Source organism: Paenibacillus harenae DSM 16969, assembly GCF_000422465.1.
GTDB lineage: Bacteria > Bacillota > Bacilli > Paenibacillales > Paenibacillaceae > Pristimantibacillus > Pristimantibacillus harenae.
Map to the genome: position 1 here is coordinate 1 of NZ_AULV01000028.1, position 23,171 is coordinate 23,171.

At 48.4% G+C, this 23,171-nt stretch carries 23 protein-coding genes and 1 other annotated feature; of the genes, 12 read left to right on the plus strand and 11 right to left on the minus strand.

Going from position 1 to position 23,171, the window contains the following annotated elements:
• Together H581_RS33545 and H581_RS39455 are read right to left on the minus strand one after the other, a co-directional pair.
• Positions 1 to 392: OB-fold nucleic acid binding domain-containing protein (locus H581_RS33545; protein WP_036718326.1), on the minus strand; the 392-nt coding region annotated here is incomplete at its 3' end.
• A gap of 166 nt (positions 393 to 558) precedes the next feature.
• Positions 559 to 795 (minus strand) — a binding site (T-box leader).
• Positions 796 to 1,125: 330 nt separating this feature from the next.
• Positions 1,126 to 1,359 (minus strand): DUF899 family protein, encoded by a 234-nt coding sequence (locus tag H581_RS39455; protein ID WP_084134527.1) that lies wholly within the window; start codon positions 1,357 to 1,359, stop codon positions 1,126 to 1,128.
• A 526-nt stretch (positions 1,360 to 1,885) separates the two neighbouring features.
• Between H581_RS39455 and H581_RS0109695 the strand changes: the two genes are divergently transcribed.
• The 3 genes from H581_RS0109695 to H581_RS39630 all read left to right on the plus strand — a co-directional run bounded on the left by H581_RS0109695 (position 1,886) and on the right by H581_RS39630 (position 3,720).
• A complete protein-coding gene (locus H581_RS0109695) occupies positions 1,886 to 2,035 on the plus strand; it encodes a hypothetical protein (RefSeq protein WP_156889544.1) in 150 nt (49 codons plus the stop codon).
• Between the two features lie 14 nt (positions 2,036 to 2,049).
• Positions 2,050 to 2,571, plus strand: coding sequence for a transposase (locus H581_RS36350; RefSeq protein WP_051250617.1), 522 nt, complete (start codon positions 2,050 to 2,052; stop codon positions 2,569 to 2,571).
• Positions 2,572 to 2,898: 327 nt separating this feature from the next.
• Positions 2,899 to 3,720 (plus strand): DUF1361 domain-containing protein, encoded by an 822-nt coding sequence (locus H581_RS39630; RefSeq protein ID WP_084134528.1) that lies wholly within the window; start codon positions 2,899 to 2,901, stop codon positions 3,718 to 3,720.
• 68 nt (positions 3,721 to 3,788) lie between these two features.
• Here the strand turns inward: H581_RS39630 and H581_RS0109705 are convergent, their stop codons facing one another.
• Positions 3,789 to 6,320, minus strand: a complete 2,532-nt coding sequence (locus H581_RS0109705) for an S-layer homology domain-containing protein (protein ID WP_036718329.1) — start codon at positions 6,318 to 6,320, stop codon at positions 3,789 to 3,791.
• A gap of 296 nt (positions 6,321 to 6,616) precedes the next feature.
• Here H581_RS0109705 and H581_RS0109710 point away from each other — a divergent pair, with 296 nt between their 5' ends.
• Together H581_RS0109710 and H581_RS0109715 are read left to right on the plus strand one after the other, a co-directional pair.
• On the plus strand, positions 6,617 to 8,920 hold the full coding sequence (locus H581_RS0109710) for a helix-turn-helix domain-containing protein (RefSeq protein WP_028609827.1): 2,304 nt from the start codon (positions 6,617 to 6,619) through the stop codon (positions 8,918 to 8,920).
• Between the two features lie 55 nt (positions 8,921 to 8,975).
• Positions 8,976 to 10,601, plus strand: coding sequence for an extracellular solute-binding protein (locus H581_RS0109715; RefSeq protein ID WP_028609828.1), 1,626 nt, complete (start codon positions 8,976 to 8,978; stop codon positions 10,599 to 10,601).
• Between the two features lie 127 nt (positions 10,602 to 10,728).
• Here the strand turns inward: H581_RS0109715 and H581_RS0109720 are convergent, their stop codons facing one another.
• From H581_RS0109720 to H581_RS0109730, 3 genes are read right to left on the minus strand one after another with little or no spacing between them, the layout of a single operon-like run.
• Complete coding sequence (locus H581_RS0109720; protein ID WP_028609829.1) at positions 10,729 to 11,259, minus strand: DinB family protein; 531 nt, start codon at positions 11,257 to 11,259, stop codon at positions 10,729 to 10,731.
• Between the two features lie 40 nt (positions 11,260 to 11,299).
• Positions 11,300 to 12,256: an ABC transporter permease gene (locus tag H581_RS0109725; protein WP_051250620.1), complete on the minus strand. Its 957-nt coding sequence runs from the start codon at positions 12,254 to 12,256 to the stop codon at positions 11,300 to 11,302.
• Positions 12,249 to 13,169, minus strand: a complete 921-nt coding sequence (locus tag H581_RS0109730; RefSeq protein ID WP_028609831.1) for an ABC transporter ATP-binding protein — start codon at positions 13,167 to 13,169, stop codon at positions 12,249 to 12,251. Before H581_RS0109730 ends, H581_RS0109725 begins: the two co-directional genes overlap by 8 nt.
• A 235-nt stretch (positions 13,170 to 13,404) precedes the next feature.
• Between H581_RS0109730 and H581_RS0109735 the strand changes: the two genes are divergently transcribed.
• From H581_RS0109735 to H581_RS0109755, 4 genes are all read left to right on the plus strand, one after another.
• On the plus strand, positions 13,405 to 14,364 hold the full coding sequence (locus tag H581_RS0109735) for a DUF2935 domain-containing protein (protein WP_028609832.1): 960 nt from the start codon (positions 13,405 to 13,407) through the stop codon (positions 14,362 to 14,364).
• 270 nt (positions 14,365 to 14,634) lie between these two features.
• On the plus strand, positions 14,635 to 15,078 hold the full coding sequence (locus tag H581_RS0109740) for a DUF1259 domain-containing protein (RefSeq protein WP_028609833.1): 444 nt from the start codon (positions 14,635 to 14,637) through the stop codon (positions 15,076 to 15,078).
• A gap of 793 nt (positions 15,079 to 15,871) precedes the next feature.
• The gene (locus tag H581_RS37810; RefSeq protein ID WP_156889545.1) at positions 15,872 to 16,024 is read left to right on the plus strand and encodes a hypothetical protein; all 153 of its coding nucleotides are present in this window, start codon (positions 15,872 to 15,874) and stop codon (positions 16,022 to 16,024) included.
• A 359-nt stretch (positions 16,025 to 16,383) separates the two neighbouring features.
• Entirely contained in the window at positions 16,384 to 17,193 is an 810-nt protein-coding gene (locus H581_RS0109755; protein ID WP_245599998.1) for a class I SAM-dependent methyltransferase, read from the plus strand.
• Between the two features lie 125 nt (positions 17,194 to 17,318).
• Here H581_RS0109755 and H581_RS0109760 read toward each other — a convergent pair whose 3' ends face one another.
• Positions 17,319 to 17,816, minus strand: coding sequence for a DinB family protein (locus H581_RS0109760; protein WP_028609835.1), 498 nt, complete (start codon positions 17,814 to 17,816; stop codon positions 17,319 to 17,321).
• A 193-nt stretch (positions 17,817 to 18,009) separates the two neighbouring features.
• On the opposite strand from H581_RS0109760, the gene H581_RS0109765 reads away from it, so the two are divergent.
• Entirely contained in the window at positions 18,010 to 18,609 is a 600-nt protein-coding gene (locus tag H581_RS0109765) for a histidine phosphatase family protein (RefSeq protein WP_028609836.1), read from the plus strand.
• Between the two features lie 234 nt (positions 18,610 to 18,843).
• Here the strand turns inward: H581_RS0109765 and H581_RS39635 are convergent, their stop codons facing one another.
• On the minus strand, positions 18,844 to 19,002 hold the full coding sequence (locus H581_RS39635) for a hypothetical protein (protein WP_169507485.1): 159 nt from the start codon (positions 19,000 to 19,002) through the stop codon (positions 18,844 to 18,846).
• Positions 19,003 to 19,205: 203 nt separating this feature from the next.
• The gene (locus H581_RS0109780) at positions 19,206 to 20,198 is read right to left on the minus strand and encodes an acyltransferase family protein (protein ID WP_028609838.1); all 993 of its coding nucleotides are present in this window, start codon (positions 20,196 to 20,198) and stop codon (positions 19,206 to 19,208) included.
• Here H581_RS0109780 and H581_RS39640 point away from each other — a divergent pair.
• Positions 20,133 to 20,411, plus strand: a complete 279-nt coding sequence (locus H581_RS39640) for a zinc ribbon domain-containing protein (protein ID WP_156889546.1) — start codon at positions 20,133 to 20,135, stop codon at positions 20,409 to 20,411. The two genes, H581_RS0109780 and H581_RS39640, sit on opposite strands and share 66 nt — an antisense overlap.
• 432 nt (positions 20,412 to 20,843) lie before the next feature.
• A complete protein-coding gene (locus tag H581_RS37060; protein WP_028609839.1) occupies positions 20,844 to 21,365 on the plus strand; it encodes a hypothetical protein in 522 nt (173 codons plus the stop codon).
• A gap of 189 nt (positions 21,366 to 21,554) precedes the next feature.
• Here H581_RS37060 and H581_RS0109795 read toward each other — a convergent pair whose 3' ends face one another.
• Both H581_RS0109795 and H581_RS0109800 read right to left on the minus strand, forming a co-directional pair.
• Positions 21,555 to 22,322: an ABC transporter permease gene (locus H581_RS0109795; RefSeq protein ID WP_028609840.1), complete on the minus strand. Its 768-nt coding sequence runs from the start codon at positions 22,320 to 22,322 to the stop codon at positions 21,555 to 21,557.
• On the minus strand, positions 22,323 to 23,081 hold the full coding sequence (locus H581_RS0109800) for an ABC transporter ATP-binding protein (RefSeq protein ID WP_028609841.1): 759 nt from the start codon (positions 23,079 to 23,081) through the stop codon (positions 22,323 to 22,325).
• Positions 23,082 to 23,171 lie beyond the last annotated feature (90 nt).

Genomic DNA, 23,171 nt, shown 5'->3' on the forward strand with positions numbered 1-23,171 from the left:
AACTGCGGATGCCTGAGCGACAGCACCCGGTGATCGAGCACGGTGTCGAGCCTTGCGCTGATCGTCTTTTTGTTGATCTCAAAAGGCAGCCGCTCTGCGGCGCTGATGCACCGGACCGACGCCGTGCGGATCTCGATTCCACCGGGCGCTTTAGGCGCATGTTCAGCAGTGCCGGTTACGGAGACGACCGATTCCAGGCTAAGCGGTGTTTCGGCGAGCTCCCCTTCGAGGACGCATTGTATAATTCCGCTCCGGTCGCGCACGTGCATAAAGGCAAGCTGGCCGAGATGGCGAATGCTATGAACCCATCCGTGTATGGTTACGGGATGCCCCATATGTTCGAAGACATGGGCGCAAAGCACACGGACTTGCTTGGTTGAATGAGTTTCCATGAGTAACACTCCCTTTATTAAATTGGGTACTGCGTAGTACGAAGTTGTTGTTGTCATCGTCATCATCGCCGTCGTCCATGTGCATCACCTCCCTAAATGATCCCCCGCTGCTTATACCATTACTCCCAGGCCCGTCGTTTCCGAAAAACAGAAAAACCCCGTCCCCAATAGGGACGAGGTTGAAAGCTCGCGGTACCACCCTGTTTATCGCGTCTTATGCGGCGCGATCAGCTCGAACCCCGTAACGCTGGGGACGCGTCCGCTCCTACTGAACCGCGCGAAGCGATCGTTCAGGCAGAACTCGCCGGTGTCTTTCTCCGGACGCCGCCGCCGTCCTCCCAGCCATGGGACGGCTCTCTGTGCGCTGCGCGCTCCGGTTACTTCTCCGGTTCATCGTTTTTGGTATTTCTAATATAGTATTCGCTTTGTTTGCGTTTGTCAAACAATTATCTTTTCTATTGGGGCGTTGCTTATTATCCATATTTTACAATTCAGTCTCTATAATTCTAGTAATCTATTCCAATTGTATGAATTCTCGCAAAAGTTTGCAATTAGATGTTATAAAACGAAGAAGTTCGTATTATTGAGTTATCATACGTAACCCAATCATACGAACTTGGAATCAAAAAAATGCCCGATATGACTGGATTGACATATGCCACAAAGTTCGGAGTTTTATGTTACTGTACATTATTATATAACATTAATAAGTTTAATTCGCCGTCGAATTAAATTATGATCCCTGACGCGAGTTCAGATAGGACAGCTTGTTGATGTGGGTCGTGGAGAAGGTGCAGCCCTCGCGCTGCTCCGCGGCGGGGCTGTCGGTGTGCCACATGTTAAAGTAGACGACCGGTTGGCGGCGGCCCTCGAACGTCTCCAGCAGCGTGACCGGGCCATCCGGGCCGATCAGCGAAAGGCGAACTATTAAAAAAGCCGTCCTAACTTTAGAACGGCTTTTGAGAATGGCTTTTGATCCTTATCCTGATGCATTATCGGTCTTTCACATGGTACTGTCGGCTTTGCGGTGAGCTGCTTTAATGATTATGTTTCTTCGGGACAGTGACAATTGCAGTGCCCTTCGCAACATTGCCCGCCTTATCTGTTGCGGTATAAGTTATCGTATATACACGATCTCCTTTTCCCGATCTTTCCGCGCGAAGGTCAAAGGTTGAATCGTATGTGCCAAACGCAGCATTATTAATATCCTTGTCAGATCCTTTCTCATTACTTGTAATCGATGTTAATGCGATGGAGTCTAATCCAGAGAGCGATTCGATTGTTTTAAATGTTGCTTCTATGCGAACATTTTATGATTAGGTGGAAACAACACACTCTCACTAAGCGTAATTTTTAAAATTGGTGATGTCTTATCGATATTCACTTCTATTGACTTTGATTGTTCCATATTCCCTGCAATGTCTGTCGACAAGTTGAAGAAGCGTCACCAGTTTGAGGAATTCAAAAAGCAGAAACAGGTAGAGTCAGCCTCGATGCACGCCAAAGGTATGTTGACTAAACAAGAATTTATTGAGCATATGCAAGCGCTGGAACTGAATACAGAAGTGATTGAAAAAGAAACCGGGATCACTGAAGAGATGCTAAATCAAATCATATCAGATGCTGAGAAGATCATATTTTAGCGCATGAGCATTGATTGGCTAACACTATAACGACAACGGTGACGTTGTGTCTGCAGAAATTCAAGTGGGCTGAGTTTCGCAAGACGAAAGCAGGCATTAAAATCCATATGCGGCTGGCTTTTGTGGATGAGCAAGGCGTCATTCCAGATAAAGCAACCGTAACGACGGCCAAGAAAAATGACCGTACCCAGATGAATGAACTCGTTCATGAACCCGGCGTCACGTATATCTTTGATCGCGGCTACATTGACTATGCGGCCTTTGATCGTTACTGCTTGGACGATATCCTGTTCGTGACACGTCTGAAGAGCAATACGCATATGGAGCCGCTAGAAGGCTGCTTCCGTGCGCTTGCCGCTCGTTACAACTTAGATCCTGCTCGGGATTCGTCCATCCCTCCGCAGTCTGCACACCTTAGATTAGGACGTTTTGTCGGAGATGCGCCCGGCCTGCTGGCGCGAGTTGTCCGTCCCATCGCAAATGCGAATTTATGGACACATACCCGTTCTGCATTCTTGTCCGCCCGAAGATTTTGAAATATAGAAAAAAATAAGGATTGCGAACTTGAAGTCTATAATTTTAATGACATTATCGAGTACATAAACTTATCGAAATCAAAGGCTATTGCTGTCATAGAAGAAATTACTTCTGATTCCACACACGACTAAGCGAAAGGGCAGGATAGTTTAATTCACTTCGCGAATACCTCACATACGGAAAATTCGCGAAGTTTGTAAAGTCGTTATGAGAAATTCGGGCAACTTACTTTTTATGGGGGTTATTCAGGAGGTTAATCTTGGAAAAGCTAAAATCTCTGTATTACCCAAGGAAGATATCTTATTATAGTCCTGTGCGTTGCTACTTTGATTAGTTTAATAAGTGTCTATAACATCCAATATCCATCAGGAGAAAGACCTTATTTATTTATCTTTTGGGATACTTTTCTTGCATGGGTAACGGTTGGAATTGCCGTAATTTTAGATCTAATATTTTGTTATTCCCACAAGATAGTCCGTGCAGTAATGTTCATATTCATCGGCGCTACATGGTTTTTTTTCTTTCCCAATGCTCCATACCTTGTGACGGATTTACTTCATGTATTCGTGCGGTACAGCTTTGACCCTACAGAACGATTTTGGATAGATGTAGTGTTTTGGCAGCATTTATTTACCTTATTTACTATCGCTATACTCGGGGTCTTACTGGGATCATATTCACTTTTTTCAGTGCAGAGTTTGGTGAGAATATCATTTGGAGTCATTACTAGTTGGATCTTTGTGATCGTCGTTCTCATATTAAGTAGCTTTGGTATATACATTGGCAGATTCGTTCGATGGAATAGTTCTGCACCTCCTAACCGCTATGCACGTGTTTCGGCTTCCGATCAGTCCATGGATTTACAAATCGATTCTTTGAAGTCTTCCGGGTGTGATCGTATTTTCGAGGGAAAGGTCTCCGGAAAGAAATGTGATCGACCAGAGTTAGCTCGCTGCTTGGAGTACTTGCGTTCCGGGGATAGTTATTTCTTTTATGGTATATTTCCGACTGTCATACAGAAGCAACGCCATTGCCGGTTTTCAGAGACCCGATCTGTGAACGATTTTCCTAGAGAGCTTCGACTTGATTTTCGCTTCATACTTAGCAACCACAGGGGTAGGGCTGCTTCAATAGTTTGGACGGAATAAGGCAAAGAAAGAAATGACACATCGTCAAATGAGTCATTTCTCTCTCTTTTGTTATTTAGGAAATTTTTTTACAAACCTTCCATTAACGCCTTGATCGAGCTGTCGCTCTCCAGAGAGCGGATAATGAGCGTCACCGCTTCAGCGCGAGTAGTCGTGCTGTTAGGCGCGAATAAAGAGGTGGACATCCCTTGCACGAGCTTAGCCGAGGACGCCAGCTTAATCTCATTCGCTGCCCAGTGGTTGCCGCTCACGTCCGTAAAGCTTGCCGGTTCGACGGCCGCCAACACGTCAAGATTCAGTACGCGGGCAATGATCGCTACCATCTCGGCACGGGAGATCGGTTCATTCGGTTTAAAGCTGCTATCCGCATAACCGGTTATGACTCCTTTATCGGCCAATGCGCCGATGTAATCAACGGCCCAATTAGAGCCCGTATCGTTGAAGACGGCCGAGCCTGGTTTTGGAGCCAGCGCGAATGCACGGGAAATCATGGCGGCGAACTCCGCCCTTGTGACAGACGCGTTCGGGCGAAACGTACTATCCTCGTAACCGGTTATGATACCTACCTTGACTGCTTTCGTAATGAAGCTGCTGCCCCAATGATTGCCGGTATCGCTGAACGATTTGTTCCCGTTATTCGTTGCGGCGATAGCGTCGCTCACCGCTTTCAGCACCGCTTCCCGGCTAATCACGTTCGATTGGAACGGATTCACAGTAGTCTCCGGCTCCTGTGTGCCTTCGGTTTCCGTATCATTCGTACCGTTAGAAGAACCCGGACCAGGGCCTGGACCCGTATCAGGGCCTGTCGAAGCAGAAACAGTCAACACAATCTTGTCGGATTGGTAAACAACCTGAGCCTTGTATGAGCTTGGCAAACCGGTAATCTGGACATCGGCGAATTGTCCGGCCCGCTGATTGGCGCCATGGCTGATCAGGGTGACGGTTCCATTGCTTGGCTTGTAGTCGCCCGTGAGAATCACTTGCAATGTACCATTCACATTGACCGTGCCGCTAGCCTCAAGCACATCACCCGCGCTGGCCACGTTCAGCTTCAGCGTACCTTCGGCAGCTTGGGTGAAGCTTCCGCCAATGGTTATCTTACCCGTTACATTCTCTGTAAGCGTACCGCCGTTATTGAGCACATCGCCGCTGCCGAAGGCTGTGGCTGAACCGCCCTCGAGCGTACCGGCGTAAAGTTCGGTGCCTCCGGAATACGTGTTGCCGCCCAGCAGCTTTAAGGTGCCGGTTCCTTTCTTCGTCAGCTTGCCTGCGCCGGCGATATCGTTCCGCCAGCTATCGGCTGCATGGAAGCCGCCCTTGTAGGTGTCCATCGTCACGGTAACGTCGCTGTTAAAGGCGCCATAGCCGTCTGCCGCTGCAAACAGATTTAGACGTCCCCATCCCTCCGGATCATCGAGTAATGGATAGCCGGACGGCAGGCCGGTCGTCGCCAGAATCTCGCGGCGCTGCCCGTCGCTCAAGTAAGGCAGGCGAGTCTCCAGCAGCACCTCGGCGCCCTTCGGAACCGTCATATCTTCCGTCGTGGAAGCGATCGGCGAGAAGCCATAGGTCAAGCGTTCGGTAAATGCCTCTTTATTCTTCTTATAATCGCTGTATCGATCTTCCGCCGTGCCGGTTTCTTTCAACAGGATGTCATGGGCCTGGTCGTACGCGGCCTGCTTAAGCTCCGCATGATCCGGGTCCGCCAGAGTAGCAGCTGCGAGCGCCGTAGCCATGACGCGTCCGCCCATAACATCGAGCGGCGAATGCATGCCGGCGACGATCCGGCTGTTCCCCATATCGGAAGCGCGGGTCAGCATCTCTTGGAACCGTTCAGGCACTGTATAGGCCAGCGCCAGCGAGGCGAGATACGAGGCGTTCGTATGACCGCTAGGGAAGCCGCCATCCGTTTCCGGGGTGGTGGTATTTCTCACCGGAACCAGCGTAGGCACAATGACAGAAGTATCAAGCCAACGCCATGGACGCATATAATTGTAAAAGTTTTTAGCCGGCGTGGTCGAAGCATAGTTGCCGCGCAGCGTGCCGATCAGGTCGACCATCTTGCCGAGCTCGGAGTCCGAATTTCCGCCTTTATTGGTTCCGTTCCCGTCACTGTACTTCACCGTCGTGGCGTCGTCCGGGATGCTCGTAATAGTAGTGAACGTTCCTGTCTTCTCGCGGTACACGTCCGCCAGCGAACCAAGACCGTCAGTGGCTCCATAGGTTTGGTTGCGGCGGTCGTCGTAATAAGCTGCGATCTCCTCTTCCGGCGTACGGGTTTCGGCCAGATCGGCCACATACTGGATGTTGGCGTCCAGTACTTCGCTGTTCAGCTTGGTGCCGTTGTCCCAGGAAGATCCCGGCGTCCAGAGATCCAGATACTTAGACAGCAATCCGATCGTCGGGTTAGACTCGACCGTCTTATTAGCGGAGGAATTGTTCTTGTAGCTATCGACAAAATGTCCCCATGCCGGAGCCTCGGGCAGCCCCACTGAAGAGTCGGCCGGCGCCGCCATGGCAATATTGCCGGCAACGGGATTTAGCAGCAGCAACACGCCCATCGTAACCGATAACAGCTTGTTTTTGGATTTGGACTTCAAATCGGATCTACTCCTCACATTATTTATCTTGAACCGATACTTGCGAAAGAGCGAACGGCCTGTGCCGTTCCGCCGCATCACCTTTCCGTAAGCGATCGGAATCGGTCTCAATGTAACATCGGTTCGTGCCGGGCATCAATATGACAATTTCCCTTTTATATCAGTTTGGGAGGAATGGGGATACTATTTTACACTCGCCTAATAAAAGGAGGATGCTATTTTACATTCGTTTAATATACATACAGGATAATGAAGTACAGAGATTCGGGAAACTCTTAGAGGGATGGGGGAAAGACATGAAAAAACGGAATTCCGTATTTGCTAACCTGGCCATTTCCTATATAACCATTGTGCTCGTCATCGTGCTCCTGCTCTGCTCTATCTTCTATATTTATTTCTCGAAAAATTATAAGGAAGAGCTGCGCGACAGAAACCAGCTGATTCTGGAGAACACGGCTCAGACGATTGAAACGGCAGTACTCCAGAGAGCCCAGCAAATTTATTTGGATATTTCTCTTAACAAAAACGCAAACGTACGGCTGTTCGCCGACTCTTCCTTTCAGAACAATCATAGCAAAGTGATTGACCTGCAAGATTTGCTTAAATCGGAGGTCATCAGCAACTCGGATGTCGTGCAAGCGGTACATCTGTACTATCCCGGACAAAATGTCATGCTATCGTCGCTCTACGGGCTGAAATTCAATGCCGGCCAAGATAGCCGCAAGGCCTACCTGGCGGACTGGATCGACGGGATGCGTAGCAATAAGCAGAGCAGCCTTTGGACGCCGACCCGCCTGGTTCCGCAAGATATTTACTCCAATCTGCAAGGCGGCGGAAGCGATGCCTTGATGACTTACGCGCACAGCTATCCATTCCAAGCGTCAGGCGAGAACAGCGACGTCATCATTGCGGTTGACGTGAAGGAAAGCGCGATAAGCGCGATTATTCGCAATATGATGCCTTCGCAATATGACGGCACGTTTATTTTGGATGGTTCCGGTAACACGATATCGGATGCGGATAAAGGGAAGTTAGGTTTTCAAGGCGACTATGACTCCGGCATGATTAGGGAGGAGGCTGGGAGCTATAGCAGTACGATTGATAAGTCCTCGCACGTCGTTTCCTATCAGACGCTTCCATCGACCGGGTGGAAAATCTATAGCGTCGAGCCTTCGAGCTCTTTCTATGAAAAATCGATTTTCATCCAAAAGCTGATCCTGGGCATCTGTTTGTTGGCTATTCTGATCGGCATCGTGTTGTCCGGGATTCTGGCCAAGGCGAATTACAGCCCGATCAAGCGGTTAACGGTCAAAATAAAAGGCTTATTGGACCATGCCCCCGAGCATATCACCAATGAGTACGGGCTGATCGACTCGGCTTTCGTCAAGTTGAATGATAAAGTCAACAGCCTGGAAGAGACGCTGGAGGCCAATAGCTCGGTTATTAAGCATAATGTCGTCCTGAACCTGCTCAGCAATTGCTATACGCCCGAGGAATGGGTAGAAGAACGCCAGTTTCTAGGCTTCTCGGGCGAATACAATCGCTACTGCTGCTTGATTCTGGATTCGAGCGAAGCATTTGCCAGGTTAAGCTCCAGGAATATGCAATATGCGGTGTACCGGATCATCAACCAATTGGAAGCTGCGTCCCTGCCGGATAGCCGCATTATGGCCGAGGCGCTTCCGGACAAGAAGGTTGTCATCATTGCTTGCGCTAATCAAGAGAGCGGCAATCTTCTGGAACAAATATCTCAATTTGTAATATCCGAGAGCAAAGAGCAGTTCCGCTTGGATGTCCAAATCTCATGGGGTTGTTGGGTGCAGGAGATGACCGATGTTCATAAGAGCTACAACGAGGCCCAAACTTTAATGAAATACGCTTATTTCCTGCCGGAGACCTTTATTCTGAAGGATCGCAAGCTGCTGGACCGGGAGAACAGCCCGGATGAAATTCCGCAAGCCATTCTGGCGAAGTTCAAAGATAAATTGCACGCCCGGCAGCCGCAGGAGCTCGGAGCAGCTGTAGAGCAGCTGGTATCCGCTATGAGGGAAGGCATGTATTCGGCCGATCATTGCCGCTTTATTCTAGTTAATACCGTATTCGTCTATTCCGATTATTTGAAGAGTGTTCGATACAAGCACCCCGAGCAGGAGAACCTGGATCTGTATAACCAGTACGCCTTGCTGCACAATGTCCGTTCTTTTCAAACTTGGCTAATGGATTCGGCAACTGCCGTCATCGCTTATATGGAGAAACGAAATAGCGAGCGAGCGGTCGCAAGTATTGAAGCGGCTAAGCAATACATCCATGACCATCTTTCGGAGGATCTGTCTCTTGAAGCGGTCTCCACGAAGGTGTTTCTCAGTCCCAAATATTTAAGCAAGCTATTTAAGGAAGAGATAGGCGTCACCTATACCGATTATGTCACCAGTCAGCGAATGGAGAAGGCCAAAGCCCTGCTCGAGAAAAACAACATGACGATCGAACAAATTGCGAATACGGTCGGCTATGCAACGGCGGCTTATTTTATCAAGAAGTTCAAAGAAATGCATGGGTGCACGCCGGGCAATTACTCGCGCAACATCGCTAAGCAAGCGTAGCCGCTTTGACTAAGGCGGAAGCAAGGGCCTGACGATAAGGGAGGGAAGTTGTAGCATGGAAAAAAAGGGATTGCGGCGCGGCATGTTCATATTTCTTATGGTTGCAGTATTGGCAGGCATTGTGGTCGGCGGCTATGCGGGGATCTCGATGTTTCCCTCTGAAGCCGAACACCTGCAGGCCCCCGCAACTTCCGGCGCCCCGGGGTACGATATCTCGTGGACCATGCATCAGAACCTTCCCGTCTCCGAAGACGCGGAGATGGTTCGGTACGTGGAACAGAAATTCAATGTCAATCTGGTATTCTGGAATCTGGAGAACAATAAGTATGAAGCGCTCTTGGACATGAAGCTGGCTCAGGGTTCGATCCCCGATTTGTTCAGGATCAGACAACCGCAGGATCTTCTCAAATATCAACAGCAAGGCGTGCTGGCCGAATTTCCGGAAGAGATGCTGGAGAAATACGCTCCGAACCTGACGAAGGCTATCCGGGAAAACGCGCCCGACTATCGGGGTTATGGCAAAATCGATGGAAAATATTACGGCATTCCCGTCATTAATCCTACGAACAAATATCGCATCCCCGTCGTCTATCGCAAAGATTGGCTCGACAAGCTCGGTCTGCCGGTCCCTCAGACGTTGTCCGAGTTCGAGAAGGTGATCTATGCATTCGCGAATGGGGATCCGGATGACAACGGCATCAAGGATACTTACGGCCTGTCCAGCGAAGGGATGAACGTCGTCTTTGGCGCCTTCGGGCAAATCGTCTTCGCAGACCAGCTCTACTTCGGAGTAAAGGAACAGGATCTGGTCATCGGCGCCTTGCAGCCGGAGATGAAGGAGGCGCTGCAATATCTTAGCAAATGGTATCGGGACGGCGTCATCGATCCGGAGTTTATTACCGGGGAGAACAAGGGAGGCTACAAGCATCTCTCCCATTCCTTTATCAATGGAGCAATCGGCATGACCTCCATGGGCAATTATTATCATTGGATTCAAGACGGCGATTATCAATCATGGGATTCAAATGGCGAGGAGACTCCCGTAGAAGCGACATTTAACGTAAAGGAATTATCCGCTATAAATCCGCATGCCCAAATTGTGTTTGGGCAGCCCTTTAGCGGACCGGAGGGCAAGCGGGGTTCCAAGGCTTACGACTTGCTCATGAGCTTCGCGGCGATCGGAGCCGACGCCGCCAAAGAACCGGGCAAGATGGAGATGATCCTTCAAATCCTTGACCATGTCAGCGCTAATCCCGACCCGGATGAAGCTGCTTCGATGAAGTATGGGATCCAGGGAACGCATTGGCAGTGGGCTAGCGATTCCAAGGAAGATGTTATTCTGCTGCCTCCCTACGACAAGACGTTCAGCTATCAGAACACGATCGGCACCGGGTTAGGCATATCTGCGCCCCTTATGGCTGCGGAACGAAGAGAGAAATGGGCTGCAACCTTGGGCTTGGATCAGGACGGAATCTACAATGCGCTTACGGCAGCGACTCCCTCGCTAATCAAATACGCGCCTGAATTAATAAAGCAAAAAAACAAAGCCTATATCTCTATCATTACAGGCGACAAACCATTGGAGTACTTCGACGCATTCGTTAAGGAGTTTATGGTGGCCGGCGGAGCCCAAGTGCTGCAAGAAGCCAATGATTGGTATAGCCGGCATGCCGGGAAGTAAGAATTGACAAGAACATACTTGAATCGAAAAACGGGGCAGCTGCATCATCGCAGCTGTCCCGTCTATTCAGCCATCGTTCCCCGTTGGCGTAACGAATAACGGCTTCAATTTTGAACATTGGTCCCTTTTAATTTGAAAGAGATTGTTCATTATACCACTTTCTAAGCAGATTAATATGAGCCTGATGATAGCGGCTGTGGTCAGCCATATGCCATAATCCCCAGCGAATGGTTGCTTGCTTTTCATTTTCATGACCAAAAGTGACAACTTTATCTAGATCGGCATCTGTTAATTGCGTACATGTATCTTTCAACATGATTAACACACCTTCATAGTTAGACATCAGTGTGTTCAAAGACATCCCTTCGACCATCGGAAGCCTATTATTTGCATCTATCATGGGTCCATATTGTTCTTTTAAAGAATGAGGGAGCGGTTGTCCTTTCATTCTATAAACCCAATTAAGATCAACATACATGATATGTTTTATAAGCTGAGCGGTACTATTATGCTTGTTATTGGGCCCCTTATAATCTACTTCTTCTTGCGGCATGCCATCAGTAATTACTTGTAGTCGTTGGCTATTTTCTTTCACGGCGGAATATAATATTCCCGTAATTGGCGGCATATTGGCTTCGCCTTGTAAATCGTAAAACATCCTGGCTATTCCTCCTCCTTCAAAAGTGTTGGAATTTCCCTTAAGCGGCGACGTCGCGTCTTGTGAACAGAAGCCAAGCTACGAATTGGAATACGATGTAGTAGGCGACAAGAATCATAATCGAGAACGTCAGCGTCATTTCCGGTCTTAGCGGCGTCGCGCCATTCATATATTGCGTCAGATCGATGTTGGAGAAGAGCAAATACTTGACCCAGCTATAGCCGCTGAGAAGCGCCGATAGCGTATTGCCGACCAGCATGAACAGAAGCGAGAAGGCAATGGCCATCGAAGAGCTGCGGAACGCGGACGAAATCATGAAAGCCATCGTTACGTACATAAGCATGGATATGACCGAGAAACCGTATTTCTCCAACGAATTCAAGAAATAGGAGCTTTCCTGGATAACGCCGTCATCAGTTATCGATAGCATTGCTTGGCTTGTTCCGTCAAAGCCTTCAAGTATACCGCCGGCCGCGTAAGCAGACGCAAAGGTCAATATGAGCAGCAGAAGCGCGAACCCAAGGGTGGCGATGTATTTGCTTATCATAATCTTCGTACGCGAAGCCGGACCGACAAGCAGCAGCTTGATCGTGCCCCATGTGAATTCGGCCGCAATCATATCGGCAGCGATAATGACGGTCAGAATCGTCGCCAACATAATTAAAGATGACGATGTACTTACATAGTTCCACAACGACAATTCGTCAGGGTTTATATCTTGTTCCAAATAGTATTCATTAAGCATGATTTCATTCGTGAAGTACGTGATATCTTCTTCGGACAGCTCTTTGTTTTCTTGAAGCTCCTGCTGCATGCTGGCGTTCCGTTCGGTTAAGTCGTTTTGCCAGTCCCGCGAATGATTTTGGCTTGAGTCCCACTTCATGATGCCGCTCATCAACGCGATCGATAAAATGAGGAAGGCGATCATAAGCCATGTACGGGGACGACGATATATTTTCATATTTTCGTTTCGAATTAGACTAGACAAACTAGACAACCATCTCACCTCCGGTAATTTCCAGGAACTGTTCTTCCAGTGATTTCTGCACCGTTTGAATGCCGAGCACGTCAATCTCCGCGCTTACGAGCAGCCTTGTAATATCGGGGATGGCAGCTTTGTCAGCCGCAATTTCAAGCTGATTTCCGTTCTCCTTAATGCGAGTAACATCGAAGATGGCGGATAGCAGCTGCTGAGCGGCAAGCAAATCGCCGACTTCGATAACGATCTTAGACTGTATCGAATCGCGAGCTTCCTGCAGCGAGCGAATATCGATAAGCTTGCCGGCTTGTATAATCGCAACCCGGTCGCACATCAGCTCCATCTCGGACAGCAGGTGGGAAGAGACGATGACGGAGATGCCTTCTTCTCTCGTCAGCTTCCGCAAGTAATCGCGCAGTTCCCGAATGCCTGCGGGGTCGAGGCCGTTTGTCGGTTCATCAAGGATGAGCAACGATGGACGATGGAGAATCGCTTGCGCGACGCCAAGCCGCTGCCTCATGCCGAGAGAATAACGCTTCACCTTCTCATGAATACGGTTCTGAAGTCCGAGAAGCTTAACGACCTCCTTGATCCGTTCCTTCGTAATGCCTTTATGCCGACGAGCAAAATGAACAAGGTTTTGATAGCCGGTCAAAAATTTATACATTTCCGGATTTTCGACGATCGCTCCTACATGCGTCATGGCAAGCTCGAAGTGCTCGCGGACGGATACGCCTTTAATGAGGGCCTCGCCCTTCGACATCGATATCAAGCCAACAATCATCCGTATCGTTGTCGTCTTGCCGGCACCGTTCGGTCCGAGGAATCCGAATACTTCGCCTGCGGGTATATCGAAGCTAAGATTGTCGACGATCTTACGTCCGCCAATCGATTTGGTCACGTTGCGAAGCTGCAAGACGGCTTCTGTCATGCGATAAAACCTCCTAGAATTATTGTACATATGAACTATACGGGAAGTTGCCTTGTCATAAAATAGACCTTCGATCAGGATTTCCCCCTGCTTAGGTCGAGTATAAGCGTTTTTTTGCATGTTTGATAAACGCGTGTGACCTAGTTGGAGAATTTTTTTCTTGGACTAGCACAAATAATGAAAAAACAAAATAGGCTTATGCTATGTATATTATTGATAAGATTGGAGTGAATACATGAATATGGACTACATTTCTGGGATGTCACAAAACCTGCAGGCTTTTGCCACACCATCTTCTAATCCAATCGAAACCGGTGGTGTACATGAAGCTGAATTCCTTCGGGAATCATTGGTAGCGGCTTTAGAAGAGATGAAAGTATGGGTCCTTCTGATGAGCGAACACGCGAAATTTATTCGTTTGGGTCTCGACCCGAACCCGAATCAAGAAGAATTTTTCCGTATTGCGGACCAATTTTCCGTGCAACTGGAATCACTTCATCGGGAAGTCATTCAAACGCCATCTAACGCACCTGTTGAAATTTTGTTCCAATTACGGGAACGAACGATTGTGATGGTGAATCATCTCATTCAATTTAAGCGAACCTTGTTTCAATTACTTGAGGAATGCAAAGCTTTAGCGATCCTGCCCGCTATCCTAGTCGATCACATACGTAGGGAAGCTGACCGTTTCGTCGGCACATTGGAGCGTTCCAAGGGGAAAGTAACAAGAAATCGGCAAACCTTAGGTATACCGGACGGTCAGATACCTGCAGAAACAGTTCCGAGACTTCTGTATCATCGGCTCAGCCCGGCACAGCTCTTTAAAGTAGGGGTTGAGGAGGTTGAGTTTTTCTCCAGGATACATTCGGAACACGCCGAGCATTTATCGATGTCATTCCGGCCTGAAGTACAGGAGAATTATCGTAAAACGGCGTTGTTTTACAAACAGGAATTTGCTAATCAAATCGAGCAAGCCAAGATGGTGGAACAGAGTGGTTCAGGGTTCGAGGCTCTTGCAAGCAACGGAATCAAAATTTCCACTGATTTTAATAATTATTTACGACGCGTTCTGTACGATATTACAACCTGTACTATCCCGACCAAACAAACGAATTTCCCGCCGCTGCTTGCCGATCATATGAGCAGGGAGACTGTTTATTACATGGATATTCTTCAGCGGCTGACAGTACGTTGACAAATGAGGCGCAGAAGGATGCTAACCTTCTGCGTCTTATTTGTGTGTTTACAGATTAATAGCCTATTTCGACGGGAGATGATAGTTGAAAAGTGGCAGCGGCAGTTTATTCTCCGTCCAAGAAGACCGTTAGTCTCATTATGGATATTTAAGAGATTCTATTGATTGTACTGGTTAATGAACACAATTTTTATTTTTAATGAAAACACCGTTACTAAATGTATCACCCTTAAATACTATGTCTTATCCGACAAAGGAAGGTGATAAGATATGAGTATAAGTCCACTATGTAGACGGTTTGCAGAAATTTTTGGTGGCCAAGCTCAAGTGGTAAATGGGGTATGTGTGGCAACTAGGTTACGCACTAATATTAAGGTCAAAATATTGGGCAGACGCTCTAAGGGTTTATTTACACTTCCCTTTGGCATTTCTTTCGAGAGTGTGGGTGCGGATGGCAGGGCATTATGTCTTGGAGAGTCTGTTGTACTCACAAAAGAGATAAATCCATTTATCTCTGAACTACGTAAGGCAGGTATTAAAATAACGGCTGTTCACAACCATTGGTTATTTACAAATCCGAACATATGGTATATCCATTGGGAGGCAATCCAACGTCCGTTAGTTTTTGCTAGGAATGTTCGGAACGCCTCAAGAGTATTGTCGAATAAACCTGTCGGTCCATTTATCTGTAAGCCTGCTAGTAAAAAAAGGTAAGAAGATAAATATTACTTTTGGATGCTGCTGAGAATCAGCAACATTTGCTATGCTAACTTTTATTAGATTTGATGGAGCCCGTCGACCGGAAGGTTAGCGGGCTTTTTTGTTTCATAGGCGTATAACTAGATTTAGTCTTTTAAACTCAGCTTTTAGTCAATCGTACAGACAAGTCACACTCTACAGACATACACTCTTATATCCGCAAATTCAGGAGGCCTAATTGTGTAGAATGAATAAGAAACTGAAGCGATCAAAGTCTAACATTTGCCTGCATGGCAAAGTTATAGGAAGCTCATTTAATGAGCTTAAGTTTTTGGACTTCCATCCTGTAGCAAATTCAAACCTTTTACTCCTAAGACCCCAAGGTAAAGATGCGATCAGTCGCGTACACATTTCGATCTAGGGCAAAACTGTTTGAGTCCGTCCCAATTACCCCAAATACATCCTTTACATTGTTTTGGCTGTTTTGGACTAATCAGTGGAATTAGTGTCCTATTCATTTCCAATCCTCCATTTCGACATGGATAATGTATCCGTTACTCGCCGTGATTTATTCCATTAATTAAAAAGCCCGCCGATCAAATTGAACTGACCCCAAAAAGTTGGACATTTTATTTATGCTGAAACAGGGGGCTGTAGCCGGTATTCTACTGGAGACAGTCCTCTTAGTTTTTCCTTTGTTGGGGTAATACCACATGCCTAGCAAGCTAAGAAGAATCTATACCCCAAAATGGGAAAATAGGATATCCTTTCTATATCAAGCATAATTCCATAGAAAGGATGGTTTGCCATGAATTCTAAATGGGATGCAATAGCCATCGAAGACCTGAACATGAAAGAGATGTCGCAACAATTATCCCTCGGAAAAGCAACGATGGATAATGGAAACGGTATGTTTAGAACGTTCCTAGGCTATAAACTGTCCGAGCGAGGTAAAAGATGAAAACGCAGCCGAGAACATTCAGATAGAAGGAATGAGGATGCTAAACCTAGCATGACGCGTAGAGAACCGCCGGACAGGCGGGAATAGCCCAATAACGATAACTACGTTAGTAGTAAGTCCTGGGAAGCCCCCACTTCTAAGTGGTTGGAGCATGTCACAGAAACTGATCGAATCTGATGTGATTCCTTATGATTTTCAAGGTAAACAAACCATACGAACATACATCTCGTTGAGCTAGCGGGTACTTTAGTTTCACAATATGGAGTAGTTTGCCGCGGCAGCTGCTCCTTATTGTTTATTTTAAGCATTATTCATTGGGGTTATATCCTCAGGAGAGTTGAGTAACGTTAAGGAGGCAAATGATGAACTCGAAGAACGATTATAAAAAATTGCGCCATTCATTTGAACAAGCAGCGAACCTTTATCAGGAGGCGCGTCCGGATTACCCGGAAGAAATATTCGATGATTTAATCCATGCGGCAAATTTGAATCCTGGCGATTGTTTGTTGGAAGTCGGCTGTGCTACAGGAAAGGCTACTCTCCCGTTAGCCAAGCGTGGATTTAAGATCACGTGCGTGGAACTTGGCGCTGAGCTTGCCGCAGTTGCCCGTCAAAACCTTGCCGGAATGGATGTTGACATTATCAATGGAAGCTTCGAGGACTGGAAACCTGAGGCGGAGAGCGGGTTTGATTTGGTATTCGCCGCAACCGCTTGGAAATGGGTTGATCCTGAAGTTCGGTACACTAAGGCATGGCAGGTCCTGCGTCCCGGCGGACACCTGGCATTTTGGAACGCTGATCACGTATTTACAGACGGTGGAGACCCATTCTTCCGTGAAATTCAAAACGTTTACTATGAGATCGGCGAGGGAAAATCGGTAGACGACAACGACTGGCCGCGACCGGGGGAACTTCACGAGCAAAGAGATGAAATTGAGAAAAGCGGTCTGTTTGAGGTTGTTCACATACGGCACTTCGATTGGGAGCGCATTTATCATGCTGGTGAGTACATTAAATTACTCGAAACCTTCTCCGGACACATACTAATGGAGGAATGGAAACGCGACAAGCTCTTCAACGAGATCCGAGTTCGACTTCATAGACGTCCAGAAAAGTCGGTTCGCCGCCACTGGGGCGCTGTTCTTCATGTCGCCCGTCGTAAAGACTGACAATGGAGAAAATGGCATTTGTTGAGCAGTCGGTAACTATGGCTTAACAATTTTCGCAACGAGGCTGCCGGCATAGAATGGCAGCCTCGTTTTTTTGAACACCGGGATGAAGCATACTGGAGGGTCTATGAATTGATGTTCTTGGGCCACAGGCCTTGCTGCTTTCGGATCAAGATCATCTGTCCCAAGTGGTAGGCATTATGACTGGTTAGGCAAGACAGCAGTTCCCACCAGCTCGAATCAGGATCCCCGGGAATCGCTTCCTCCAATTTAGCTTCCTCGCATTCGAGAAGCTGTTTCTTCCAGTCCGTAAGCACTTCATACAGGCGCTCAACACTTTCCCTCCATTGGGTTTCACTTGTAATCGCCGCCGCTGTTTCGAAGGTAGATTCGTTGCCATGGTGCTCGTCTACGGCCTCTCCCCGGAATCGGTTGAGATGGCGTTCATTCCAATACGTTAGATGGGTTACAAGCTCTCCTATGGAATGCTGGCTTCCATCTTTCCATGCGGCTTGGTCCAAACCCAGCCCCTCCAGGGCATCCTGGATTGTGGGAAACCAGCCTTTCTCATTGTGGCAAAGGGCGAGTTGATCCGCAAACACAGCTTTTTTCCCTAATCCCATTGGGTATCCTCCTTGATTGAGATGCGTCTACATCCATTTCACTTTACCTTCTTGTATGCCAGGCTGCAAGCAAGATAGATCCTTATCAGCTTCGATAAAAATTATATTTTGCCGGCAATAGAGAGTGAATGTATAATTTAAATTAGATAAACTTTAAATTAGACAAACGTTAAATATCGAAAGGATTGGCGCTATGAACACAGATTTCTACCTTGTCAGACACGCTAAAAAAGAAAAGGGAATTGAAGATGTCGCTATATCGGCTGAAGGCATGCTGCAAGCTCAAAGGACTGCACGCCACTTTCGTAATAGGCAGATAAATAAAATCGTTAGCAGTCCGCTTAAAAGGGCTAAACAAACGGCTCAACTTCTTGCAGAAGCAACAAAGACAACCATTTCAGAGGATATACGTCTGCGTGAGCGTGCCAACTGGGGAGATCTGCCTGGACAAACATTTGAGGAGTTTGTTGAGATGTGGGAACGATGTACACGGGATAGAGATTTGTCCCCGCCAGCTGGTGATTCTGCGAGGAAGGCAGGTGAGCGCTTATCTGCTTGCTTATTCGAATTATCAGTTGAACATCCGCAGGATAGCATTATCATTGTTACTCACGGCGGTCTCATCACTGATTTTTTGGTAAATGTAATGACCGAGGATGAATTGAGAAAATGGCATCCGAATTTTATTGTGGAGCAAAGTAATTTGGTCGCTGAGTGCTCAATAACAAGAGTGAATTGCAAAGAGGGGATATTCAAATTAGTAGACTTGGCTAATGTCGCTCATTTGCTGTAGCTAACGGGTCGCTTCATGAATTTATCGCGGGGACGGAAGTTGCATGAAAGGCTCTAACGCATGGAAGACGATCGTAGGAGGTGATTCCAATGCTTAACCAAAACGGCATGAATGATAAAATTGTAAGCATAGACATGAACAGCGCCCGTGCCAAAACACTGGGCGATTATCTGAAATCGCGCCGGGCCTTGGCACGATGATGACGCCGGACAATGGAGAGTCGGTACACGCGATTCACGGCTCGCTTGACCTTGGCGTACATTGTTCGATACGGCGGATAGTTACGGCGACGGATTTATGGAAGGAAAGTTCGGCGGCAACGAGCGGATGGTCGGCCGCGCCTTGAAGGGACGCCGGAACCAAGCCGTTATTGCGATCAGATTGGCCGCGCACATGCGGTTCACCCGCTCACCGCGATGGAAACTGAATATTCACTTTGGAGCCGCGAAGTGGAGGACGAGGTGCTGTCCGTTCTGGATAAGCTCGGGAAGGAGCAGTTTGCTACGGCAGCTGCTCCTTGTTTTTCTTTAGCTTACTGACAATATCAAAATGGTTTTTGCCGGGCAGATTTTAACAGATCATGTTACCGGGTATGTTTATCGGGTGCGGGTAGTGCCCGACCCCTTTTCTTTATACAAAAAGGACAGGTTGGGACGAAACAAGAAGCGCATGGATTGCTCAATCCAGCTCATGGACAACATAACCGCTAGAGCAGCTGCAAGTAGCACCAGTATGATTTGATCCAGACCGGTGCGGATATGCCGGTAGATATCGAGATGTTCCGCATATTTAACAATAAAACCGTGCAGCAAGTAAGGATAGATTGTTCGGGTACCATATTCGCTGACCCGTGTCTTGCCTGTCGGGATCAGGGAAAGAACTGAAACGGACAACACAACGGTCACGGCTGCTGCGCCAATACGGTATATACCTGCGTACCATTCCGTATGGCCGAGATCCTTGTAGCTGAAACTGCCCCAGAGCCACTGACTGTTCAGATCCTGTCCGAACCCGTAAAGCATAGATACGGTTAAGAGCAGAATGAACCCGGCGGTCATTCTTATCCATGGCCGATAGAGGTACTCCAGATATTCCTTCTTCATATAATAGCCGGCCAGAAAATAGGGAAAGAAATTGATGGCTCTCAATGAGGCCAGGTTATAGCCAAGATCCGTTGCGGCGTAGCCTGCCAGTACGGAGAGGCAACTGGCAATCAAGATGGGGGATCTCAACTTCGTAAAGTAGGGCAAAACCAACTTCCATAAAAGGACGGCAAGAAGGTACCACATTAACCAATAAGGCAGAAAAAAGTTAAAGTCGAGCTTCGCCCGGTCATTCAGAACATAATCGAATAGCGTGTAAAGGACTTGAAACGTGACATAGAGGATAAGAAACGGACCGAGCTTATCCAGTTTTCTGGAAAAGTAACCCGTTACGAAAACGAACAACGGTATGTGGAAAAAGTAGATCAGGTTGTACACGGTTTTCGCCGCCAGGCTTGAATCATACAGCGGCTCCAGAGCATGGCCGATAACCACGAGCGTAACAAGGACAAACTTCAAATTGTCAAAATAATAATAACGGTTCATGTCTCCTCCTCCTTCTCGGATGTGACATGTGTCTACAAGGCGGTATGGTACGGACGAAGCGTCATCATGGTAGGGAAAGCCTTCCCATCAAGCCAGCTTTGCTCGGCTTGCGGCTATCGCAACCCTGACCGCGGGAACCGCGGAGCTAGCCTGGTCAAGCTATCTGCCATTGGGCGGGCTTACCCAGGAATCCCTCATCTCAAAACGCGTTAGTGTTTAGGTGGGGGTAGTTCAAAAGATTCTTTTATACTAACAAACTGTGCCGTTCCGCTCATCCTCCATAATTGGCGGTATTTCCGCATATTTCATGTTCATTTAGCTTATGAGCAGTCTGACGGGACATTTTCCAGTTTTCCTGCGGGATCATTTGGAATCCTCCTTCTCCTGCCGGATTCAGTCCATTGGATGTCAGTATGGGAACGATGCTCAAGACGGAATGCGGTTTTGCTATTAGGGGGGATCGAACATGAATTACGCCAGCGTTTAACAATCGGCATAAGAGCTCAAAAAATTTGACCGTTTTCGTATTAGCGTACAAATCACTCCTGAATAGGCGTCCGCATACAATACACCAGCAACGCAGATAGACGTTCGCCCTCATTATCATGAGTACATGGTTACAACCATTATAAGGAGTGAATCGCTATGTCATTTTTGCCTCCGTTTGGACCGCCGGGATCGCAGGGCGGCGGACTACCGCCGTTTGGACCGCCGGGATCGCAGGGCGGCGTACTACCGCCGTTTGGACCGCCGGGATCGCAGGGCGGCGGACTACCGCCGTTTGGACCGCCGGGATCGCAGGGTGGCGGACTTCCACCGTTCGGACCGCCGGGATCGCAGGGTGGCGGACTTCCACCGTTCGGACCGCCACCGGGCCCGCCCGGTCCGCCAATGCCGCCAGGACCTTCCGGCTTTCAAGCGCCTACCGCGCCGCCGCCGCAGTTCGTTCCGCCGCGGCCGCAGTTTACAGCGTTCGCCGTCGATCCGGGGGGCATCCGCAGATGCTTGTTCCGCAATACGTATATTTGGCTTAACAGTGGCCATCAGTTCTGGTATTTCCCTATCTTCGTAGGCAGAAATTCCATCGCCGGCTTTCAATGGAACGGATTTTTCTGGATGTACGCGGGGTACGACCTGAATCTCATCGCATCGTTTACTTGCTTCTAACGGCTCCGCTTCAGAACGGAAACAAACAAGGGCAGCGCATAATGGCATCGGCCGGTATGCACTGCCCTTGTTCGGTTTCAAGGAGTACTATAGTGTGGAGCTGTCTCAAAGACAGCTCCTTGTTGATGCAGACTGCAGGAAGTTGGAAACGGATATATCATCAAAGTGGTTATCACGACACCCGTATTTTCACACCCGCTCTTTATACACCCTCATTGCAATGAAATAGGCTGCGAGCATAATCCCGACGCACCACGCAAGAGCGACCCAAATATCATGGCCCACCGGCTGTCCGGAGAGCAGCGCACGGATGGATTCCACTATGGAGGTCACCGGCTGGTTTTCGGCAAAAGCGCGAACGATCCGCGGCATCGACTCTGTCGGTACAAACGCCGAGCTGATAAACGGCAGGAAGATTATCGGGTAGGAAAAGGCGCTTGCGCCATCCACGGATTTTGCGGAAAGCCCGGCAATCGCCGCGACCCAAGTTAATGCCAGCGTAAACAGCATGAGTATGCCGGCTACGGCAAGCCATGGCAGGATCCCCGCCGACGAACGAAAGCCCATAACGAGCGCTACGAGAATGATGACGAGAACCGATATGGCGTTGGATACCAGCGAGGTCAGCACGTGCCCCCACAGTAAGGTGGAACGTGAAATCGGCATAGTGTGAAACCGCTCGAATATGCCTCGTTGCTTATCCAAAAACAGGCGGTAAGACGTATAGGCTACACCGCTGGCAATTGCAATAAGCAGGATGCCGGGCAACAGGTAGTTCACATAGTTATCCGTTCCGGTTTGAATGGCGCCGCCGAACACATAGACGAACAGCAGCATCATCGCAATCGGAGTGATGCAGACCGTGACGATGGTGTCCATGCTGCGGAAAATATGGCGCATGGAACGTCCGAGCATAACGCCCATATCGCTAAAAAAGTGCTTCTTTGCCGTCTCCATTTACATAGCCTCCTTTTTGCCGATGATTGCGAGGAAGATCTCCTCTAATGTCGGCTGTTTTTCAACATACTCCACCTTTGCGGATGGGAACAGCTTTTTCAGCTCCGCGAGCGTGCCGCTCGCGAGAATCTTACCCTCATGCAGAATGGCAATTCGGTCGGCAAGCTGCTCAGCCTCCTCCAAATACTGCGTGGTGAGGAGTACCGTCGTGCCGCCATCCGACAGCTCCTTCACAATCTTCCAAACCTCGATGCGCGCCTCGGGGTCAAGCCCAGTGGTCGGCTCGTCGAGGAAAATGATCTGCGGATTTCCTACAAGGCTCAAGGCGATGTCAAGCCTGCGGCGCATACCGCCCGAATAAGTAGACGCCCTGCGGTCGGCGGCATCTGTCAGGCCGAAGCGTTTAAGCAAGTCATCCGCAACCTGACGCGGATTTTTGAGGTATCGCAGCTTGGCAATCATGATCAGATTTTCCCGTCCGGTCAAAATTTCATCCACGGCGGCAAATTGCCCGGTCAGACTGATCGCCTGCCGCACATTGTCGGGTTTCGACGCAACATCGAATCCGTTTACGGTGGCGGTTCCGCTGTCTTGTTTGAGCAGCGTGGTGAGGATTTTGACAACCGTTGTCTTGCCCGCCCCGTTGGAGCCGAGCAGGGCGAAAATACTGCCCTTTTCCACCTCGAAATCCACGCCCTTTAAGACGTGATGCTGCTTGTAGGATTTTTGCAGTCCTTTTACTTCGATTGCTTTTTCCATCCCGATATCCCCCTTTTACTTTGGTTTATCCGTAACCTTTTTTATGGCCTTGTTAGCTTCTTGGTGGGCAGATTCCTGATAGATGTCAGC

What these genes read in the sequence shown, in the direction of transcription:
- H581_RS37060 (WP_028609839.1), top strand. Translation starts at nt 20,844, where the DNA reads ATGTCATTTTTGCCTCCGTTTGGACCGCCGGGATCGCAGGGCGGCGGA.
- H581_RS0109720 (WP_028609829.1), bottom strand. Translation starts at nt 11,259, where the DNA reads ATGTTTTACGATTTACAAGGCGAAGCCAATATGCCGCCAATTACGGGA.
- H581_RS0109735 (WP_028609832.1), top strand. Translation starts at nt 13,405, where the DNA reads ATGAATATGGACTACATTTCTGGGATGTCACAAAACCTGCAGGCTTTT.
- H581_RS0109795 (WP_028609840.1), bottom strand. Translation starts at nt 22,322, where the DNA reads ATGGAGACGGCAAAGAAGCACTTTTTTAGCGATATGGGCGTTATGCTC.
- H581_RS0109695 (WP_156889544.1), top strand. Translation starts at nt 1,886, where the DNA reads ATGCACGCCAAAGGTATGTTGACTAAACAAGAATTTATTGAGCATATG.
- H581_RS0109755 (WP_245599998.1), top strand. Translation starts at nt 16,384, where the DNA reads ATGATGAACTCGAAGAACGATTATAAAAAATTGCGCCATTCATTTGAA.
- H581_RS0109780 (WP_028609838.1), bottom strand. Translation starts at nt 20,198, where the DNA reads ATGAACCGTTATTATTATTTTGACAATTTGAAGTTTGTCCTTGTTACG.
- H581_RS0109800 (WP_028609841.1), bottom strand. Translation starts at nt 23,081, where the DNA reads ATGGAAAAAGCAATCGAAGTAAAAGGACTGCAAAAATCCTACAAGCAG.
- H581_RS0109760 (WP_028609835.1), bottom strand. Translation starts at nt 17,816, where the DNA reads ATGGGATTAGGGAAAAAAGCTGTGTTTGCGGATCAACTCGCCCTTTGC.
- H581_RS0109740 (WP_028609833.1), top strand. Translation starts at nt 14,635, where the DNA reads ATGAGTATAAGTCCACTATGTAGACGGTTTGCAGAAATTTTTGGTGGC.
- H581_RS37810 (WP_156889545.1), top strand. Translation starts at nt 15,872, where the DNA reads ATGAATTCTAAATGGGATGCAATAGCCATCGAAGACCTGAACATGAAA.
- H581_RS0109730 (WP_028609831.1), bottom strand. Translation starts at nt 13,169, where the DNA reads ATGACAGAAGCCGTCTTGCAGCTTCGCAACGTGACCAAATCGATTGGC.
- H581_RS0109715 (WP_028609828.1), top strand. Translation starts at nt 8,976, where the DNA reads ATGGAAAAAAAGGGATTGCGGCGCGGCATGTTCATATTTCTTATGGTT.
- H581_RS0109710 (WP_028609827.1), top strand. Translation starts at nt 6,617, where the DNA reads ATGAAAAAACGGAATTCCGTATTTGCTAACCTGGCCATTTCCTATATA.
- H581_RS0109765 (WP_028609836.1), top strand. Translation starts at nt 18,010, where the DNA reads ATGAACACAGATTTCTACCTTGTCAGACACGCTAAAAAAGAAAAGGGA.
- H581_RS39640 (WP_156889546.1), top strand. Translation starts at nt 20,133, where the DNA reads ATGGCCGATAACCACGAGCGTAACAAGGACAAACTTCAAATTGTCAAA.